This is a genomic window from Vibrio sp. 1069 (assembly GCF_033340555.1).
Genome location: NZ_JAWOWP010000070.1, coordinates 1 through 1,288 on the forward strand (window position 1 = coordinate 1; position 1,288 = coordinate 1,288).

Genomic DNA, 1,288 nt, shown 5'->3' on the forward strand with positions numbered 1-1,288 from the left:
TACTGCGACAGCGTCAACAATCGATGCGTCAGTTAACATGTCATTCTTCGGTGGTATCATCGCAGGTATCATTGCTGGCCATTCTTACAACGCTTTCCATGCTACACGCCTTCCTGAGTGGTTAGCATTCTTCTCTGGTAAGCGCCTAGTGCCAATTATGGCTGGTTTGTTCGCCCTAGTTGCTGGTGCTGTTTCAGGTATTGTATGGCCAACAATCCAAGGTGGTCTAGATGCACTTGCTCACGGTATCTCTACTTCTGGCGCAATCGGTCAGTTTGTATACGGTACGCTTAACCGTGCTCTAATTCCTGTAGGTCTACACCACGTACTGAACTCTTTCTTCTGGTTTGGTATGGGTTCTTGTCAAGAAGTGCTAGTTTCTGGCGCAACAGCTGCTGGTCAAGCTCTTCCTGCACTACAACAACTTTGTGTTGACCCAGCTCTAGCTAAGACTCTTGTTGTTGGTCAAACTCACACATTTGAATTCGCTAACTCAGTAACTCCAGAAATTACAGCAACTGTTAAAGAAGTAACTGAAACAGTTAAATCTGGTGACCTACACCGTTTCTTCGGTGGTGATAAGAGCGCTGGTGTATTCATGAACGGTTTCTTCCCAGTAATGATGTTTGGTCTACCAGGTGCAGCACTTGCTATGTACCTAGCGGCTCCTGTTGAGAAACGTAGCCAAGTTGGTGGTGCATTGTTCTCTGTTGCATTCTGTTCATTCCTAACTGGTATCACAGAGCCTCTAGAGTTCATGTTCGTATTCCTAGCTCCTGCTCTATACGCGATTCACGCAGTGTTCACTGGTCTGTCGCTAGTTGTTGCTAACATGCTTGGTACGCTACACGGCTTCACATTCTCTGCTGGTCTAATTGACTACTTGTTGAACTACGGTCTAGCAACTAAACCTCTACTACTAGGTGCAGTTGGTCTTGGCTTCGGTGCTCTTTACTTCTTCACATTCAGCTTCGCAATCCGCGCGTTTAACCTAAAATCGCCAGGCCGTGAAGATGATGATAGCCAAGCAGCAGCACCAGCAGGTGAAGCAAAAAGTGGTGACCTAGCTCGTCAATACCTAAAAGCGCTAGGTGGTCATGACAACCTAACTTCAATTGACGCATGTATCACTCGTCTACGTGTTGCTGTTGCAGATACTGCTGCGGTTGACCAAGACAAACTAAAACAACTTGGCGCTGCTGGTGTTGTAGTTGTTGCAGGTGGTGTTCAGGCTATCTTCGGTACTAAGTCTGACAACCTAAAAACTGAAATGGATGAGTGGATTCGT

1 protein-coding gene is annotated in these 1,288 nt (G+C 46.4%); it reads left to right on the plus strand.

The window, feature by feature from the left end; genetic code table 11:
* The coding region (locus R7040_RS24485) for a PTS transporter subunit EIIC (RefSeq protein WP_318097273.1) at window positions 1-1,288 on the plus strand (1,288 nt) is incomplete at both ends.